Below are 15,815 nucleotides of genomic sequence, written 5' to 3'. Positions count from 1 at the left end.
CACCCCCCTCCCTGTCCCTCCCCCACAAGGGGGGAGGGAACCCCGAAGGAAGGGCTCGTCTTCGTGACTCCGATCGGAATTGCCGCGAACAGACGCCGTCGTGACACAGGTGGCGCTGCCCCATCCTGTTCCCTCCCACCTTGTGGGGGAGGGCCAGGGAGGGGGGTAAGCCCCGAGCGAGAGCATTTGCGGATTCTCCTGTTCGCAATCCTTGCGGCTCTTCTCATGATCGTGCCGCCGACGTCGTCCCTTCGTGCCGACGCCTTCGACGATGCGCTGCAAAAGTTTCTCACCGACTCCTATGCCGACACCGAAGCGGGTGTCGCGGCGCTCGGCGCCGGCGGCGACGTCCGGGCGTTTGCAGTTGTAAAAGCGTTGCAGGACGGCAAGCTCCTGGCCGATCCGGCCGGACGCCGCGTGCTGATCGACGACGCCGGCGTCGTGAAGGACGCCGCGACCGGCGCGGCCGTGAGCCCGGCCCCTCCGGCCGGCGATCTCAAGCGCGTCCGCCTCAACAACCGGCTGCGCCGCGCCGTCGAAGCGGCGCTCGGCGCGCTGACGCTGCGGGCGCCCGATCCGGCCCGAAGGCTCGATGCCGCCCAGGCGGTGTTCAAGTCACGCGACGCGGGCGCGCTCGCCGCCGTCGAAGCCGCGCTTGCCGCGGAAGGGAACCCGCAGGTGAAGACGGCGCTCGCCGAGGCGCGCGCCGCGATCCTGATCGGCTCCGCCGAAGCGGCGGATCTGGCCCGCATCGAGGCGGTCGCCACGCTGCGCGAGCGCGGCGACCAGGCGGCGCTCGCCCTCCTCTCGGCGCTGCCGCCCGGCACGCCGGCGACCCTGCAGGGCGCCGCCGACGGCGCCGCGAGCGCCATCCGCGGCCGCCTGCAGATGTGGGAGACGGCGCAGAACGCCTGGTACGGCATCTCGCTCGGCTCGGTGCTGCTGCTCGCCGCCATCGGGCTCGCCATCACGTTCGGCGTGATGGGCGTCATCAACATGGCGCATGGCGAGATGGTGATGCTCGGCGCCTACACGACCTTCGTGGTGCAGGAGGCGATCCGCCAGAAGGCGATTGCCCTCGCCATCCCGGGCACGACGATCGGCGTGACGCTGCCATTGCCGGCGGCGCTGACGCTCGACTGGTCGCTCGCCGTCGCCGTGCCGCTCGCCTTCGTGGTCACGGGCCTGATCGGGATTCTCATCGAGAAGAGCGTCATCCGCTTCCTCTACGGCCGTCCGCTGGAGACGCTGCTCGCCACCTGGGGCCTGTCGCTGATCCTGCAGCAGGCGGTGCGCACCGCCTTCGGTCCGACCAACAAGGAGGTGAGCAACCCGTCGTGGATGAGCGGCGCCTTCGAGATCGGCCAGCTCGCCATCACCTGGAACCGGCTGTGGATCGTCTGCTTCAGCCTCGCCGTGTTCGCGCTGCTGCTCGCCATGCTGCGCTTCACCCGCCTGGGACTGGAGATGCGCGCCGTGACGCAGAACCGCGGCATGGCGGCCTGCGTCGGCATCCGAACGGCCCGCATCGACGCGCTCACCTTCGGGCTCGGCTCCGGCATCGCTGGCATCGCCGGCGTCGCGCTCTCTCAGATCGACAACGTCTCGCCCAATCTCGGCCAGAGCTACATCATCGATTCGTTCATGGTCGTGGTGTTCGGCGGCGTGGGGAACCTGTGGGGCACGCTGGTCGGCGCCTTCACGCTCGGCATCGCCAACAAGTTCCTGGAGCCCTTCGCCGGCGCCGTGCTCGGCAAGATCGCCATCCTGGTGCTGATCATCCTGTTCATCCAGCGCCGCCCGCGCGGCCTCTTCGCGCTGAAGGGAAGGGCGATCGAGGCATGAGCGTGCGTCTGTCTCGGCTTCGTGTCCCGGACGCGGTGCGGCACGCAGTGCCGCACCGTCGAGCCGGAACCCAGGGCGGCACCACGTCGCGCGGCCCCTGGGTCCCCGCTTTCGCGGGGACACGCGGAGGGTCGGATGGCGGAGCCGTGCCATGACTCCCCGCGCGCTCGACCGCGGCAGCATCGCGTTCCTGATCGTCGTCGCGGTCGTGGCGATCGCGATCCCCATCCTCAATCTCGCGCTGCCCGAGTCCTCGCCCCTGCACGTGCCGACCTATCTGGTCTCGCTGTTCGGCAAGTATGTCTGCTTCGCCCTGCTGGCGCTGTCGATCGATCTGATCTGGGGCTATTGCGGGATCCTGTCGCTCGGCCACGGCGCCTTCTTCGCGCTCGGCGGCTACGCCATGGGCATGTATCTGATGCGTCAGATCGGCGGGCGGGGCGTCTACGGCAATCCGCTGCTGCCCGACTTCATGGTGTTCCTCAACTGGAAGGAGCTGCCGCTCGCCTGGTGGGGATTTTCTCACTTTCCCTACGCGATGCTGATGGTGCTGCTCGTGCCCGGCCTGCTCGCGCTGGTGTTCGGGTGGTTCGCGTTCCGCAGCCGGGTGACCGGCGTCTACTTCTCGATCATCACCCAGGCGATGACCTTCGCCCTAATGCTCGCCTTCTTCCGCAACGACTTCGGCTTCGGCGGCAACAACGGCCTCACCGACTTCAAGGACATTCTCGGCTTCAACGTGCAGGCGGACGGGACGCGGGCGGCGCTGTTCGCCATCTCGTGCGTGGCACTCGCGCTCGGCTACGTCGTCTGCCGCGTGCTGGTGGCGTCCAAGTTCGGCATGGTGCTGGTCGCGATCCGCGACGCCGAGGCCCGCGCCCGCTTTCTCGGCTACCGGGTCGAGTCCTACAAGCTCGCCGTGTTCGTCGTCTCGGCCTGCATGGCGGGTGTCGCCGGTGCCCTTTACGTGCCGCAGGTCGGCATCATCAATCCGGGTGAGTTCTCGCCGGCGAACTCCATCGAGGCCGTGATCTGGGTCGCGGTCGGCGGCCGCGGCACGCTGGTCGGCGCCGTCGTCGGCGCCCTGCTGGTCAACTACGCCAAGACCACCTTCACCAGCGGGGCGCTCGCGCCCTACTGGCTGTTCCTGCTCGGCGGCCTGTTCGTCGGCGTGACGCTGTGGCTGCCGCGCGGCATCGTCGGCACGCTCTCGCACTGGCGGGCCCGCCGGCGGGCCGCGGCGGCGGAGGCCGCCGAGACGACCGCGACACCGGCCGACGGCCCGGCCCCGAAGCCCGCGGCGGCGGAGTGAGACGATGGAACTCCGCACCACATCGGCGCTTCTCTATCTCGACGCGGTCAGCGTGTCGTTCGACGGCTTCAAGGCGCTGAACAGCCTGTCGCTCACCATCGCGCCGGGCGAGATGCGCGCCATCATCGGCCCGAACGGCGCCGGCAAGACCACCATGATGGACGTGATCACGGGCAAGACCCGCCCCGACTCGGGCGAGGTGATGTTCGACGGCACCCACGATCTCACGACACTGGACGAGGCCTCGATCGCGGTGCTGGGCATCGGGCGCAAGTTTCAGAAGCCGACCGTGTTCGATTCGCACACCGTGGAGGACAATCTGCGCCTCGCGCTCGCCGGCGACCGCCGCGCCCGCACCGCCGTGACATGGCGCGAGACGGCGTCCGCGCGCGAGCGCATCTCGTCCATCCTGGACACCATCCGGCTGACGACAGCGCGCTCGCGCCTGGCGGGAAGCCTGTCGCATGGCCAAAAACAGTGGCTCGAGATCGGCATGCTGCTGGCGCAGGATCCAAAACTCCTGCTGGTCGACGAGCCGGTCGCCGGCATGACGGACGCCGAGACGCATCAGACCGCCGAGCTGTTGCGCGCCATCAACGTCGAGAAGACCGTCGTGGTCGTCGAGCACGACATGACCTTCGTGCGCGCGCTGGGCGTCAAGGTCACGGTGCTACACGAGGGCCGCGTGCTCGCCGAGGGCTCGATCGACCAGGTCTCCGAGAACGAACGGGTGGTCGAGGTGTATCTGGGACGGTAGCGAGTAGCGAGTAGCGAGTAGCGAGTAGCGAGTAGCGAGTAGCGAGTAGCGAGTAGCGAGTAGCGAGTAGCGAGTAGCGAGTGTCCCTCGCCGGCCCTCTTCCCCATTCGCTACTCGCTATTCGCTATTCGCCCCCTGACAAGGTCTGCCGCGGATGCTGAACGTCCAGTCCATCGATCTCTACTACGGCGCCGCGCAGGCGCTGCGGGGCGTGAGCCTCGCGGCCGCGCCCGGCCAGGTGACGTGCGTGCTGGGGCGCAACGGCGTGGGCAAGACGAGCCTCCTGCGCGCCATCGTCGGCCAGCACGCCGTCAAGGCCGGCGTGATCGCGTGGGAGGGCGCCGACATCGCCGGCCTCGCGCCCGACCGCCGGGCCCGCCGCGGCATCGCCTATGTGCCGCAGGGACGCGAGATCTTCCCGCTCCTCACCGTGAAGGAGAATCTGGAGACCGCCTTCGCGGCGCTGCCGCGACGCGACCGGGCGATCCCGCCCGACGTGTTCAACCTGTTCCCGGTGCTCGCCGACATGCTGGGCCGGCGCGGCGGCGACCTCTCGGGCGGCCAGCAGCAGCAGCTCGCCATCGGCCGCGCCATGGTGATGCGGCCGCGGCTCCTGCTGCTCGACGAGCCGACCGAGGGCATCCAGCCGTCGATCATCAAGGACATCGGCCGCGCCATCGCGTATCTCCGCGACCTCGGCGGCATCGCCATCGTGCTGGTCGAGCAGTATCTCGACTTCGCCCGCGAACTCGGCGATGCTTTCGCCGTCATGGATCGCGGCAGCGTCGTCTACGCGGCGGGCCGCGCCGATCTCGACGACGGAGCTCTGCGGCGCGCGCTCGCGCTCTGATCGTCGCGCGAGCTGGAGCCGGGGGACGTCTTGAGCGAGCAGGCGGCGGGCGGGCGGGAGGACCCGCAGGGCGCGATCTTCGCGGCCAACCGGGCGACCGGCACGGTCCGGCTCGGCGTCGGGCTGCGCCAGGGCGCGAGCCGCCGCACGCAAACCTGCCGCACGCAAACCTGCCGCACGCATGTGTTCGAGGAAGGCTCGCTGCGCGTGCGCTTCCCGAACCCGGCGCGGCCCTCGCCCGCGCTCGATGCCGTGCTCGTCAACACGGCCGGCGGCATCGCCGGCGGCGACCGCTCCGACATCGACATCGCCGTGGAGGAGGGAGCCTCGGTCCGGGTCACGACGTCGTCGGCCGAGAAGGTCTATCGCGCGCAGAGCGCGCCGGCCCGCATGCAGGTCCGGCTCACGGTCGGTCGCGGCGCGAGCCTCGCCTGGATGCCGCGCGAGATGATCCTGTTCGATCGCGCGCGCCTCGCCCGCACCATCGATGTCGACCTCGCCGACGACGCCCGGCTGCTGCTGGCCGAGGCCGTGGTGTTCGGCCGCACCGGCATGGACGAGGCGGTGGTCGAGGGCTGGTTCTCGGACCGCTGGCGGGTGCGCCGCGCCGGCCGGCTCGTCTACGCCGAGACGATGCGGCTCGACGGCGCGATCGCGCAGACCCTGCGCGAACCGGCCGTGGCGGCCGGCGGCGTCGCGGTCGCGATCATTCTTCTGATGCCGGCCGACGAGGCCTTCGTCGCGGCGCTTCGCGCGTGCGAGGGACTGCGCGGAGAGGTCGGCGCGTCGTCGTGGAACGGCATCACGGCGGCACGGTTCTGCGCGCCGGACGGCGAGAGCCTGCGCCACGATCTCGCGACGGCACTCTCTCTGGCGTCGGGTGGACCGCTGCCGCCTTTGTGGCTCAATTGATCAGATACGGGTTCCTGCGATGCATCTCACACCGCGTGAAAAGGACAAGCTCCTGATCGCCACGGCCGCCATGGTGGCGCGCCGGCGGCTGGAGCGCGGCGTCAAGCTCAACCACCCCGAAGCTGTGGCGCTGATCTCCGACTTCATCCTGGAGGGCGCCCGCGACGGCCGCAGCGTCGCCGAGCTGATGGCGGCCGGTGCCACGGTGCTGACGCGCGCCCAGGTGATGGACGGCATCCCGGAGATGATCCCCGAGATCCAGGTCGAGGCGACGTTTCCGGACGGCTCCAAGCTCGTCACCGTCCACGATCCGATCCGCTGAGCGTGTCCATGTCCTTCCTTCATCGTGTCTTCGCCGTCGCCTGCGCGCTCGTCGTTCTGCTCGCGATCCTCCCGGCCGGCGTCGGGCCGCTCGCCGCGCATGACGGGCCGATCGAGACGACACCGCCGGACGAGCGGGACCTGTGGATCTCGCTCGGCGCCCGCGTGCACGGCGGCTTCGGCTCGCTGATCGCCGCTGGTATCCGGATCGGCGACGACGCGCGCCAAAAGCTCGGGGCGGCGCCGCGCGAGCTCGACGTGACTTATCACACCAGCCCCGGTGCGCCGTGCCCGTGTATCGTCGACGGCGTGATGATCGCGACCCGCGCCTCGCCCGGTCAGGCGAGCCTGCGGGTCGCCGACACGCCGGCCGGTGACGGGCTGTTCGGCCGCGTCGTCATCCGCCACAAGCCGAGCGGCCGCACGCTGGACTACGCCGTGCCCGCGACGATCTGGCCGCGGCTGCGCGACATCAACAAGGAGCCGACCGGCATCGCGCGCTGGGACGCCGTGATGGCGATCCCGGCGGCCGACATGATGACGGTGCGCGAGCTGCCGCCGGCGCCGCCGGCCCCGCCGCCGGCGCCGCGACCCTGACAGGAGGACCTCATGATCCCGGGCGAGATCGTCACGGCCGAGGGCGACATCACGCTGAATGCCGGTCGCGAGACCGTGACGCTCACGGTGATGAACACGGGCGACCGGCCGATCCAGGTCGGCTCGCACTACCACTTCTTCGAGACCAATCCGGCGCTGCGCTTCGATCGTGACAAGGCGCGCGGCTTCCGGCTCGACATCGCCGCCGGAACGGCGGTGCGGTTCGAGCCCGGCCAGTCGCGACAGGTGACGCTGGTCGCGCTCGCCGGCACCCGCACCATTTACGGTTTCAGGCAGGATGTGATGGGCCCGCTCTGATGGTCGATGCGCCCGCCCGTGCCGCGCATTGCTGCGAGCAGATGCGCCATCAGCTCGATTTCAGATGCGCCGAGCATGCCGACCCGTTCGACTGCCCGGACGCGCTGATCGTCTACGCGGAGAAGTTCGACGAGTACGGGCTGATCGTCCACGACGGCGGGCCGTCCTACGTCGTCATCGCCTATTGCCCCTGGTGCGGCGCCAGGCTGCCGGAGAGCCAGCGCGACCGCTGGTTCGACGAGATCGAGGCGCTGGGCCTGGACCCGTCCGACACCGACACGCTTCCCGAGAAATACCGTTCGGCGGCATGGCGCATGCCCGCCGCGAGCCCATAGCAGGCACAGCGAGAGCAGGCACATCGACATGGCCGTGAAAATCGAGCGTTCCGCCTATGCCGGCATGTTCGGCCCCACCACGGGCGACCGGGTGCGGCTCGCCGATACCGAGCTGTTCATCGAGGTCGAGCGCGACCTCACCACCTATGGCGAGGAGGTGAAGTTCGGCGGCGGCAAGGTGATCCGCGACGGCATGGGCCAGAGTCAGATCACCAACCACGACGGCGCCGTCGACACGGTGATCACCAACGCGCTGATCGTCGACCACTGGGGCATCGTGAAGGCCGATGTCGGCATCAGGCAAGGCCGCATCGCCGCGATCGGCAAGGCCGGCAATCCCGACATTCAGCCGAACGTGACGATCGTGATCGGTCCCGGCACCGAGGTCATCGCCGGCGAAGGAAAGATCCTCACGGCCGGCGGCTTCGACACCCACATCCACTTCATCTGTCCGCAGCAGGTCGAGGACGCGCTGATGTCCGGTGTCACCTCGCTGCTCGGTGGCGGTACGGGACCGGCGGCGGGAACGAATGCGACGACCTGCACGCCGGGACCGTGGCACATCGCCCGCATGATCCAGGCGGCCGATGCGTTCCCGGTCAATCTCGGCTTCGCCGGCAAGGGCAACGCCTCGCGCCCCGCCGCGCTGGTCGAGATGATCGAGGCCGGCGCCTGTGCGCTCAAGCTGCACGAGGACTGGGGCACCACGCCGGCCGCGATCGACTGCTGCCTGTCGGTCGCCGACGAGCACGACGTGCAGGTGATGATCCACACCGACACGCTCAACGAGTCGGGCTTCGTCGAGGACACGATCGCGGCGTTCAAGGGCCGCACCATCCACGCCTTCCACACCGAGGGCGCCGGCGGCGGCCATGCGCCCGACATCATCAAGGTGGCGGGCCTGCCGAACGTGCTGCCGTCGTCGACCAACCCGACGCGGCCGTTCACCAAGAACACCATCGACGAGCATCTCGACATGCTGATGGTGTGCCACCATCTCGACCCGTCGATCGCCGAGGATCTCGCCTTCGCCGAGAGCCGCATCCGGAAAGAGACGATCGCGGCCGAGGACATCCTGCACGACCTCGGTGCGCTCTCGATGATGTCGTCGGACAGTCAGGCGATGGGCCGCATCGGCGAGGTGATCATCCGCACCTGGCAGACGGCCGACAAGATGAAGAAGCAGCGCGGCCGGCTGCCCGGCGAGACCGGCGACAACGACAATCTGCGGGTCCGGCGCTACGTCGCCAAGTACACCATCAACCCGGCGATCGCCCACGGCGTGGCGAACCACATCGGCTCGGTCGAGCCGGGCAAGCTCGCCGATCTCGTCCTGTGGTCGCCGGCCTTCTTCGGCGTCAAGCCGGACTGCATCATCAAGGGCGGCTCGATCGTCGCGGCACCGATGGGCGACCCCAACGCTTCCATTCCGACGCCGCAGCCCGTCCACTACCGGCCGATGTTCGCCGCCTTCGGCCGCTCGCTCACCGCATCGTCGCTGGTGTTCGTCTCGAAGGCGGCCGCGACCTCGGGACTGCGTGAAAAGCTCGGCACGGCGAAAGATCTCGTCGCCGTGGAGAGCACCCGCACCATCGGCAAGGCGAGCCTGATCCACAACGGCGCGACGCCGAGGATCGACGTCGACCCCGAGACCTACGAGGTGCGGGCCGACGGCGAGCTCCTCACCTGCGCGCCCGCCGAGGTCCTGCCCATGGCGCAGCGGTATTTCTTGTTCTGATCATTTCTGACGCCACACGCACGTTTGTTTCCGCTCGTCCCCGCGAAGGCGGGGACCCAGGGGCTGCACAGGATGACGCTCCTGGATGCCCACCTTCGCGGGCATGAGCGGAGCGTGGGCGAGTGCTGTCGGCACGTTGCCGGCTCCCTCATCCGCGGCCTCCCCCCACCCCCGACCCCTCCCCGCCACGCCCTGCGGGCGCGGGGGGAGGGGAGTCGCAGCGCCTCGGTATTCGTCATGCAGGGCGCCTAGACTCCCCTCCCCCCGCTCGCGAAGCGAGTGGCGGGGAGGGGTCGGGGGTGGAGGGCGGTTCTTGCTCGGACCTCGTTGTCGTCGACCCGCGCTGATCAAGGCGACACCGAGGATGTCGACTTCGCTCGGCCCCTCGACCTCGGGCGTGACTTGTCAGGCGAGCTTTCCTCCAACCCCGCCGCCGCCTCGTGCGCGGCGGCGAGGAACGGCGGCACCAGCAGCGGCATGCGTCCGTTCGGCCAGGCGACGCTGACGTCGGCGGGCTCGGGCGGGTCGACCAGATCGATCAGCACGGCGCCGGCGCGCGGCAGCCGCTCGGCCGAGGCCGGCACCAGCGCGAGCCCGATGCCGGCCGCGACCAGGCCCATGACGGTGTGAATCTGCGTCGCCTCCTGGACGATCACCGGCGTCACGGCGGCGCGCTCGCAGGCCGCCGTGATGCGGGCGTGGAACAGCGGGCTCGTCTCGCGCGGGAACAGCACCAGCGGCTCGCCGGAGAGGTCGCGCATCGCCACCGTCGCCCGGCGCGAGAAAGCGTGGTCGGGCGGCACGGCGAGCCGGAACGGCTCGCGCATCACGGTCTCGAAGGCGATGTCGGGGCAGTCCGGCAGCGAGCGCAACAGGCCGATGTCGATGTCGCCGGAGCGCAGCGCGCGAATCTGCTCCACCATGGTCATCTCGACGAGATCGAGCACGACCGCGGGACGCTTGGCCCGGAACGAGCGGATGATCGCCGGCAGCATGCCGTAGGTGGACGAGTGGATGAAGCCGATGCGCAGCCGGCCGGCCGCGCCGGTGCCGATCTGGCGCGCCTCCATCTTGGCGCGCTCGACCTCCTCCAGGATGCGGGTGGCGCGCAGCCGCAGCGTGATGCCGGCGGCGGTCGGCTCGACGCGCCGCTGCGTGCGGGTGAACAGCGACACGCCGATCTCGGCTTCGAGCTCGCGGATGCGCCGGCTGAGATGCGGCTGCGCGATGCCGAGCCGCGCCGCAGCCCGGCCGAAATGCAGGCATTCGGCCAGGACCAGGAAGCTCTTCAGGCGGAGGAGGTCCATTGGGCTTACCGCACTGTTCGATCGGAACGTCTCGCGCCGAACGTCCTCCCTCATGGTGAGGAGCGGCCGCAGGCCGCGTCTCGAACCATGGGGCCACGGGCGCCGCCGGTGGCCGCCCTCGCCCTTCGAGACGGCCGCTGCGCGGCCTCCTCAGGGGGAGGGCGGAGTGACGGCTCTACGTCGGTGGTCCAGACGAAATCCGTATCAATAACAAAGTACCAAGTTATTGGACGTCTCTTCAAGGGCCGCCTAGCGTTTGGGCACCAACGCTTTGGAACAGGTCCCATGCCCATTGGCTTCTGCATCGCTCCGCGTGCCCCCGCCATCGATCCCGCCCTGCTCGCGGCGTTCCGCGGCGTCCCGACCCCGATCGCCAGCGACAACATGGCCCGCCTGTTCGCGGGCGGCACCGGTCTCCGGCCGTATCACGACGGCACGCCGCTGCTCGGCACGGCGCTCACCGTGCGCACCCGGCCGGGCGACAACCTGATGGTCCACAAGGCGATCGACCTCGCGCAGCCGGGCGACGTCATCGTGGTCGATGCCGGCGGCGACCTCACCAACGCGATCATCGGCGAGATCATGACGACGCTCGCCGCCAAGAAGGGCATCGCCGGCTTCGTGATCGACGGCGCGGTGCGCGATACCGACAGCATGGCGACCCAGCCCTTCGCCGTCTACGCCCGCGGCGTCACGCATCGCGGGCCCTACAAGGATGGTCCCGGCGAGATCAACGGCCTCGTCTCGATCGGCGGCATGCCGGTGCGGCCGGGCGACATCGTGATCGGCGACGCCGACGGCGTGCTCGCGATTCCGCGCGACGGCGCCGCCGAGATCGCCACGCTCTGCCGCGCGCAGATGGAGCGCGAGACGGTGATCCTCGCCTCGATCGCCGACGGGACCGTCGACCGCAGCTGGGTCGACGCGACGCTCGCGGCGCGGGGATACAAGCCGTGAGCGGCCCGGTCCGGGCCGAGGATCTCGGCGCCTTCTGCGCCGCCGTCTTCGCGGCGGCTGGCGTGCCGGCGCGCGTCGCGGAGATCGTCGCCGACTCGCTCGTCTGCGCCGATCTGCGCGGCGTCGATTCGCACGGCGTGCTGCGCCTGCCGATCTACCTGAAGCGCGTCGCCGGCAGGATGATCGACGTCGCCGCCGAGCCGCGCATCGAGCGCGACGACGGACCGACGGTGCGGATCGACGGCGGCAACAATTTCGGCGCCTATGTGGGCCAGAAGGCGCTCGAGGTGGCGCTCGACCGCGCCGGCCGGCACGGCGTCGCCTGCGTCGGCGTGCGCGCCTCCAATCACTTCGGCACCGCCGCCTATTTCGCCGAGCAGGCGACCGCGATGGGCTACGCCGCGATCGTGATGTCGAACGCATCGCAGACCATGCCGCCGACCGGCGGCCTGAGACCCTTCATCGGCACCAACCCGCTGGCGATCGCCTTCCCGACCCGCGAGGGCGCGCCGTTCCTGCTCGACATGGCGACCAGCCACGTGGCGCGCGGAAAGATCCTTTCGGCGTCCAAGAAGGGCGAGACGATCCCGCTCGGCTGGGCGATCGACAAGGCCGGCCGTCCGACCACCGATGCGAGCGCGGCGCTCGACGGCGCCGTGCTTCCGGTCGGCGGCGCGAAGGGCTCGGGCCTGTCGATGGGGATCGACATCCTGTCCGGCGTGCTGACCGGGGCCGGTTACGGCCCGCACATCCGCAACATGTACGACGACTGGCACGCGCCCCAGAACGTCGGCCATTTCTTCTTCGTCCTCGATGTCCGACGCTTCCTGCCGCTCGCGATGTTCACCGAGCGGCTCGCCGACTACATCGCGCTGCTCAAGGCGGAGCCCAGGGCCGACGGCTTCTCCGAGATCCTCTACGCCGGCGAGCACGAGCACCGGCTCGCCACGACGCGCCGCGCCGAAGGGATCGCGTTGCCGCCCGCCCTCGTCGACGAGCTTTCGGCACTCGGCCGCGAGGCCGGCATCGCCTGGCCGGCGCCGGCCGTCGCGCGCGGCGGCCGACCAGCCGCGATCGCCGCCGGAGAGCGCGCCCGAGACTGAGACTGCCCGTGTCACCGGGCCGGACGGAGCCCCCGAAGCAACACAGAACACCGTCATCGTGGGAGAGAGAACAATGATCGACCGACGTCGCTTCCTCGCCGCCACCCTCGGGACGGCGGCGCTGCCGGGAGCGTTTTCGCACGGCGTCTCGTCGGCCGCGGCCCAGGCGGCCGCGCCGGCGTGGCAGCCCAATCGCATCGTCCAGATCTTCGTCGGCTTCCAGGCCGGCGGTGGCACCGACGTGATCGCCCGCCTCTACGCGGCGGCCGCCGACGAGATCGCGCCGGTGAAGTTCGTGGTCGTGAACCGGCCCGGCGGCGCCGGCGCCATCGCGGCCGACGTGGTCGCCCATCTCGAGCCGGACGGGTACACGCTGCTGCTCGGCGGCGGCAGCGAGAGCACGACGCTGCCGCACTACACCAAGCTCAACTACAAGCTCGCCGACTTCGCCGCGATCGGCCGCGTCAACCGCGAGCACATGGTGCTGGTGACCAGCCGCAAGGGTCCCTACGACACGCTCGACGCGCTGGTGAAGGCCGCGAAGGCCAATCCGGGCAAGATCTCCTACGGCTCGTCCGGCGTCGGCGGCATCCTGCATGCCGGCTTCGAGGCCTTCGAGAAGGCGGCCGGCGTCAAGCTCAACCACGTCCCGTATCGGGGCGGCGCCGACGCGTTCAAGGACGTGCTCAGCGGCAACATCGACATGACGCTCGTCATTCCGGCCGAGGCGAAGGCGCAGGCGGACGCCGGCAACGCGTACATCCTGGCGACCGTCTCGGACCGCAGCGCCATCGTCCCGGACGTCAAGGGCGTCGCCGAGCTCGGCTACGCGATGAGCATGGACAACATGAAGGGCCTGCTGATCTCGTCGCGCACGCCCGAGCCGATCATCCGCTGGCATCGCGAGACGTTCGACCGGGTGATGAAGAGCGACCGCATGGCCGAGCTCGCCAGGAAGATGAACGTGGAGCTCGGCTATCTCGATGCGGCCGCCTTCATGAAGGCGATGGCCGACACGTCGAGCCAGGTCCAGGCGTTGCGCAAGGAGTGAGCCGGCCGACCCGTGTCTGATCTGTTCCCGCCCTCACCCTGAGGAGCGGCCGCAGGCCGCGTCTAGAAGGGGCGAGGGCGGTCCGCCGAAGCCGCTGTCGCACGACCTTGGACGGCCTGGTGGCCTCATGGTTCGAGACGCGGACGACGTCCGCTCCTCACCATGAGGGCTGATGCGGTGCAGCGCCCACGGCTGCGCGCGCCAAGTAAGGGAATCGGAATGCCACAGAAGGTCGCCTTCGTCGGGCTCGGCGTGATGGGCGGCGGCATGGCCGCCAATCTGGCCCGCAAGGGCTTCGATCTCGCCGTGTTCAGCCGGACCGCCACCAAGGCGGCGCCCGTGACGGCGCTCGGAGCGCGGCTCGCCGGCTCGGCCGCCGAGGCGGCGCATGGCCGTGACGTCGTGGTCCTCTGCCTGCCGGCGACCGAGGACGTCGCCGCCGTGCTGTTTGGTGACGGGGGCGTCGCCGCCGCGCTTTCGCCCGGCTCGACCGTGATCGACACCTCGACCATCGACCCTGTCGCGAGTCGCGACTTCGCGCAAAAGCTCGCGGCGGACGGCATCGCCATGCTCGATTGCCCGGTGTCGGGCGGCCAGAAGGGCGCGGCCGACGGGACGCTGTCCTGCATGGTCGGCGGGCCCGCGGATGTGCTGGACCAGGTGCGGCCGTGCCTGGCGGCGATCGCCACGACGATCGTCCACATCGGCGACAATGGGGCCGGCCAGGTGGCGAAGGCGTGCAACCAGATCTGCGTCGCCGCCAACATGCTGGGCGCGAGCGAGGCGGTCGCTCTTGCGCTCAGCATGGGCGTCGACCCCGGACGCGTGCGCGAGGCGCTGCGCGGCGGCGCGGCGAACAGCACGGTGCTGGAACGGCACGCCGCGCGCCTGATCGCGCGCGATTTCACGCCCGGCTTCCGGGCTCGCCTGATGGAGAAGGATCTGCGCATCGCGGTCGCGGCGATGACCCGCACCGGCGTCTACGCGCCCGTCTCGGCCGGCATCCACCAGCTCCTGAAAGCCCTCGTGCAGACCGGCCGGGCCGACCTCGACTGGGGCGCCGTCGGCGCCCTGATCCAGGAGCTGTCGGGGATACGGCAGGTGCAGCCTTGAGTTTTGCATCGTCATGGCCGGGCTTGTCCCGGCCATCCACGCGATCTGTCGCGCTGATTCAGCGAAGACGTGGATGCCCGCGTCAAGCGCGGGCATGACGGCTTCGGGTTCTGTCGCGAACCTCACTCCAGATACGCGTTGGTGTAGTACGCGCCCGGATCCTTGCGCACCTTCACGGTGCCGGTCTCGGTCAGGAGGTCGAGGCACCGGGTCCAGGTCGTGTCGTCCTGCCAGCCGATCGGCTTGCCGGCCGGCGCATTGGTCGACTCCACCGTGGCCCGCACCTGGCGCTCCAGCACGCCGGGGTCTTCCTTGATGGTAAGGTACTTCTGGAAGATCTGCGCGGCAGCGACCGGATCCGCCATCGCGTCGGCGTACCCCTTGGCCGTGGCGCGCAGCACCTTCTTCACGAGCACCGGGTTCTTCTCGGCCCAGGCCGTGTTGACGATCAGGGCCGCGCCCGGCACGGACAGGCCGAAATCCGCGACCTTGATCACGTTGAACTTGGCCTTCGCGACGTGCTCCATCTTGGGCAGGTCGTTGGTGAGGAACACCGACATCAGGTCGACGCGACGCGCCATGAACTGGGAGGCGCGCGCCGAGTTGTCCATTTGGACGCGGTTGACCTTCTCGATGTCGACGCCGTTGACCTTGAGGAACGGCCGGATCATGTCCGAGAAGGTCTCGCCCGACGAGATGGCGATCGACTTGCCCTCCATGTCCTTCGGCGTCTTCAGCGGCATGTCGGGAAACGAGATGACGCCCATCGGGGTGGACGCCTGATAGAGCGCGACGAGCTTGACCGGCAGCTCCTGGCCGACCGCCTGCACGGCGTTGACGGCCGGCCCGTAGGCGAACGGCTCCTGGCCGCTCGCGACCACCTTCAGGACCGTCTGGGCGCCGGAGCCTTCGGCGAGCGTGACGTCGAGGCCTTCGGCCTTGTAGTAGCCCTTGTCGAGGGCGACGAAGAGCGGCGCGTACTCGCCCTTCAGCTTCCAGGTGAATCTGATCACGACCTTGTCGGGGCTGCCGTCGCCGCCGGCGCTCTGTGCCGCGGCGACGCCGAAGCTGCCGGCCAGCAGGGTCGCGCTCAGCGCGGCCACGACCCACGTCCGTCGATCCAACCGTGTCATCACGTCGTCCTCCTCGTGGCCGCGGGTCCACCCTCGCCGGCGTCGTCCGTCGTCCGGAGTTTAGCAAATGGCGGGCCAGAATCAGCCGTCGACCTCACACGGGCGGGGCGCTGCGCTACCGTTTCGGCTTGCGTGACGCGCCGCCGTGCGGGCGTTTGACGCCGCC

Annotated in this window: 16 protein-coding genes; 14 read left to right on the top strand and 2 right to left on the bottom strand. The window is 69.9% G+C overall.

Going from position 1 to position 15,815, the window contains the following annotated elements; genetic code table 11:
* Positions 1 to 225: 225 nt before the first annotated feature.
* The 10 genes from urtB (at position 226) to ureC (ending at position 8,985) form a co-directional block, all read left to right on the top strand.
* On the top strand, positions 226 to 1,845 hold the full coding sequence (gene urtB / locus ABTU92_RS06285) for an urea ABC transporter permease subunit UrtB (protein ID WP_408088731.1): 1,620 nt from the start codon (positions 226 to 228) through the stop codon (positions 1,843 to 1,845).
* 151 nt (positions 1,846 to 1,996) lie between these two features.
* Positions 1,997 to 3,157, top strand: coding sequence for an urea ABC transporter permease subunit UrtC (gene urtC / locus ABTU92_RS06280; protein ID WP_408088729.1), 1,161 nt, complete (start codon positions 1,997 to 1,999; stop codon positions 3,155 to 3,157).
* 4 nt (positions 3,158 to 3,161) lie between these two features.
* Positions 3,162 to 3,914, top strand: a complete 753-nt coding sequence (gene urtD, locus ABTU92_RS06275; RefSeq protein WP_408088727.1) for an urea ABC transporter ATP-binding protein UrtD — start codon at positions 3,162 to 3,164, stop codon at positions 3,912 to 3,914.
* A gap of 154 nt (positions 3,915 to 4,068) precedes the next feature.
* A complete protein-coding gene (gene urtE, locus ABTU92_RS06270; RefSeq protein ID WP_408088725.1) occupies positions 4,069 to 4,764 on the top strand; it encodes an urea ABC transporter ATP-binding subunit UrtE in 696 nt (231 codons plus the stop codon).
* Positions 4,765 to 4,794: 30 nt separating this feature from the next.
* Positions 4,795 to 5,676 carry an urease accessory protein UreD gene (locus ABTU92_RS06265; RefSeq protein ID WP_408088723.1) on the top strand — a complete coding sequence of 294 codons (882 nt, stop codon included), beginning with the start codon at positions 4,795 to 4,797 and terminating at the stop codon, positions 5,674 to 5,676.
* 19 nt (positions 5,677 to 5,695) lie between these two features.
* Positions 5,696 to 5,998: an urease subunit gamma gene (locus tag ABTU92_RS06260; RefSeq protein ID WP_408088721.1), complete on the top strand. Its 303-nt coding sequence runs from the start codon at positions 5,696 to 5,698 to the stop codon at positions 5,996 to 5,998.
* A gap of 8 nt (positions 5,999 to 6,006) precedes the next feature.
* Positions 6,007 to 6,594, top strand: a complete 588-nt coding sequence (locus ABTU92_RS06255; protein ID WP_408088719.1) for a formylmethanofuran dehydrogenase subunit E family protein — start codon at positions 6,007 to 6,009, stop codon at positions 6,592 to 6,594.
* 12 nt (positions 6,595 to 6,606) lie between these two features.
* On the top strand, positions 6,607 to 6,912 hold the full coding sequence (locus ABTU92_RS06250; protein ID WP_408088717.1) for an urease subunit beta: 306 nt from the start codon (positions 6,607 to 6,609) through the stop codon (positions 6,910 to 6,912).
* Positions 6,912 to 7,247 (top strand): DUF6980 family protein, encoded by a 336-nt coding sequence (locus ABTU92_RS06245; protein WP_408088715.1) that lies wholly within the window; start codon positions 6,912 to 6,914, stop codon positions 7,245 to 7,247. Before ABTU92_RS06250 ends, ABTU92_RS06245 begins: the two co-directional genes overlap by 1 nt.
* Before the next feature lie 28 nt (positions 7,248 to 7,275).
* Positions 7,276 to 8,985, top strand: coding sequence for an urease subunit alpha (gene ureC, locus ABTU92_RS06240; protein WP_408088713.1), 1,710 nt, complete (start codon positions 7,276 to 7,278; stop codon positions 8,983 to 8,985).
* 347 nt (positions 8,986 to 9,332) lie between these two features.
* Here the strand turns inward: ureC and ABTU92_RS06235 are convergent, their stop codons facing one another.
* The gene (locus ABTU92_RS06235) at positions 9,333 to 10,292 is read right to left on the bottom strand and encodes a LysR family transcriptional regulator (RefSeq protein ID WP_408088711.1); all 960 of its coding nucleotides are present in this window, start codon (positions 10,290 to 10,292) and stop codon (positions 9,333 to 9,335) included.
* A gap of 285 nt (positions 10,293 to 10,577) precedes the next feature.
* Here ABTU92_RS06235 and ABTU92_RS06230 point away from each other — a divergent pair, with 285 nt between their 5' ends.
* The 4 genes from ABTU92_RS06230 (at position 10,578) to ABTU92_RS06215 (ending at position 14,516) form a co-directional block, all read left to right on the top strand.
* The gene (locus ABTU92_RS06230; RefSeq protein ID WP_408088709.1) at positions 10,578 to 11,249 is read left to right on the top strand and encodes an RraA family protein; all 672 of its coding nucleotides are present in this window, start codon (positions 10,578 to 10,580) and stop codon (positions 11,247 to 11,249) included.
* Positions 11,246 to 12,352, top strand: a complete 1,107-nt coding sequence (locus ABTU92_RS06225) for an Ldh family oxidoreductase (RefSeq protein ID WP_408088707.1) — start codon at positions 11,246 to 11,248, stop codon at positions 12,350 to 12,352. The genes ABTU92_RS06230 and ABTU92_RS06225 overlap by 4 nt, the downstream gene beginning before the upstream one ends.
* Positions 12,353 to 12,425: 73 nt before the next feature.
* Positions 12,426 to 13,403 (top strand): tripartite tricarboxylate transporter substrate binding protein, encoded by a 978-nt coding sequence (locus tag ABTU92_RS06220; RefSeq protein WP_408088705.1) that lies wholly within the window; start codon positions 12,426 to 12,428, stop codon positions 13,401 to 13,403.
* Positions 13,404 to 13,622: 219 nt separating this feature from the next.
* Positions 13,623 to 14,516, top strand: coding sequence for an NAD(P)-dependent oxidoreductase (locus ABTU92_RS06215; RefSeq protein WP_408088703.1), 894 nt, complete (start codon positions 13,623 to 13,625; stop codon positions 14,514 to 14,516).
* Between the two features lie 122 nt (positions 14,517 to 14,638).
* On the opposite strand, the gene ABTU92_RS06210 is transcribed toward ABTU92_RS06215, so the two are convergent.
* Positions 14,639 to 15,619 (bottom strand): ABC transporter substrate-binding protein, encoded by a 981-nt coding sequence (locus ABTU92_RS06210; RefSeq protein WP_408088701.1) that lies wholly within the window; start codon positions 15,617 to 15,619, stop codon positions 14,639 to 14,641.
* Positions 15,620 to 15,815 lie beyond the last annotated feature (196 nt).

Origin of the sequence: Rhodoplanes sp. SY1 (assembly GCF_046000175.1) — a bacterium.
Taxonomy (GTDB): domain Bacteria; phylum Pseudomonadota; class Alphaproteobacteria; order Rhizobiales; family Xanthobacteraceae; genus Rhodoplanes.
Note: the sequence above shows the minus strand (reverse complement) of the source record. Positions and strands in the feature narration are given on the sequence as shown.

Excerpts from the sequence above, each read along its gene's own strand:
- urtB (WP_408088731.1), top strand. The coding sequence starts at position 226 with ATGATCGTGCCGCCGACGTCGTCCCTTCGTGCCGACGCCTTCGACGAT.
- urtC (WP_408088729.1), top strand. The coding sequence starts at position 1,997 with ATGACTCCCCGCGCGCTCGACCGCGGCAGCATCGCGTTCCTGATCGTC.
- urtD (WP_408088727.1), top strand. The coding sequence starts at position 3,162 with ATGGAACTCCGCACCACATCGGCGCTTCTCTATCTCGACGCGGTCAGC.
- urtE (WP_408088725.1), top strand. The coding sequence starts at position 4,069 with ATGCTGAACGTCCAGTCCATCGATCTCTACTACGGCGCCGCGCAGGCG.
- ABTU92_RS06260 (WP_408088721.1), top strand. The coding sequence starts at position 5,696 with ATGCATCTCACACCGCGTGAAAAGGACAAGCTCCTGATCGCCACGGCC.
- ABTU92_RS06255 (WP_408088719.1), top strand. The coding sequence starts at position 6,007 with ATGTCCTTCCTTCATCGTGTCTTCGCCGTCGCCTGCGCGCTCGTCGTT.
- ABTU92_RS06250 (WP_408088717.1), top strand. The coding sequence starts at position 6,607 with ATGATCCCGGGCGAGATCGTCACGGCCGAGGGCGACATCACGCTGAAT.
- ABTU92_RS06245 (WP_408088715.1), top strand. The coding sequence starts at position 6,912 with ATGGTCGATGCGCCCGCCCGTGCCGCGCATTGCTGCGAGCAGATGCGC.
- ureC (WP_408088713.1), top strand. The coding sequence starts at position 7,276 with ATGGCCGTGAAAATCGAGCGTTCCGCCTATGCCGGCATGTTCGGCCCC.
- ABTU92_RS06235 (WP_408088711.1), bottom strand. The coding sequence starts at position 10,292 with ATGGACCTCCTCCGCCTGAAGAGCTTCCTGGTCCTGGCCGAATGCCTG.
- ABTU92_RS06230 (WP_408088709.1), top strand. The coding sequence starts at position 10,578 with ATGCCCATTGGCTTCTGCATCGCTCCGCGTGCCCCCGCCATCGATCCC.
- ABTU92_RS06220 (WP_408088705.1), top strand. The coding sequence starts at position 12,426 with ATGATCGACCGACGTCGCTTCCTCGCCGCCACCCTCGGGACGGCGGCG.
- ABTU92_RS06215 (WP_408088703.1), top strand. The coding sequence starts at position 13,623 with ATGCCACAGAAGGTCGCCTTCGTCGGGCTCGGCGTGATGGGCGGCGGC.